Origin of the sequence: Nocardia alni (assembly GCF_019038435.1) — a bacterium.
In the GTDB taxonomy this organism is placed as follows: Bacteria; Actinomycetota; Actinomycetes; order Mycobacteriales; family Mycobacteriaceae; genus Nocardia; species Nocardia alni.
This window is the reverse complement of record NZ_JAGPOX010000325.1, coordinates 1-767: the sequence shown is the minus strand read 5'-3', so window position 1 is coordinate 767 and position 767 is coordinate 1. Positions and strand designations below refer to the sequence as shown.

General features: G+C 64.9%; 1 protein-coding gene. It reads left to right on the top strand.

The window, feature by feature from the left end; all coding sequences use genetic code 11:
* Window positions 1-767, top strand: a 767-nt coding sequence (locus JZ791_RS44150; RefSeq protein ID WP_216903939.1) for an AMP-binding protein, incomplete at both ends; no start/stop codon positions are given.

Here is a 767-nt window from a genome sequence, read left to right as displayed (position 1 = left end):
GGTGTCGTATGCCGATCGGGTGCGTCCGGTCGATCACCGGCATCCCGCGTATGTCATCTACACCTCGGGGTCGACCGGAAAACCCAAGGGTGTCGTGGTCTCGCACGCCGGTCTGGCAGGACTGGTGACCGCCTTGCGCGAGAGCTACGGGGTGAGCGAAGAATCGCGAGTCTTGCACGTAGGCTCGCCGAACTTCGACATCTCTGTGCTAGAGCTACTGCTGGCCTTCTTCAGCGGTGCGACGCTGGTGATCGCGCCGCCTTCGGTGTTCGGTGGTTCGGGGTTGTCGGATCTGCTTCGGCGCGAGCGTGTTACGCACATGCTCATCACCCCCGGGGCACTGGAGTCCGTCGATCCGGACGACCTCGACGATCTACAAGCCATCATGGTTGGCGGTGACAGGTTCGGTCCGGGCCTGGTTGCCCGCTGGGGCGGTAAGCATAGGTTTTACAACGGTTACGGGCCTACCGAAGCGACGATCGTGGTGGCGAGCAGCCCGCCGCTGGTGCCTGGCGGGCCCATCACGATCGGTTCGGCTATTGCGGGCGTTGGTGCGTTCGTGCTGGATTCGCGGTTGCGTCCGGTGCCTGCGGGGGTGATGGGTGAGTTGTATCTGGCTGGTCCGGGGTTGGCGCAGGGGTATCTGGGCCGTCCGGGGTTGACCGCGGAGCGTTTCGTGGCCAATCCGTTCGGTGGTGCGAGCGGTGGTGCGCGGTTGTATCGCACCGGGGATCTGGTGCGCCGCATCGAGTCCGATGGTGCGGGTG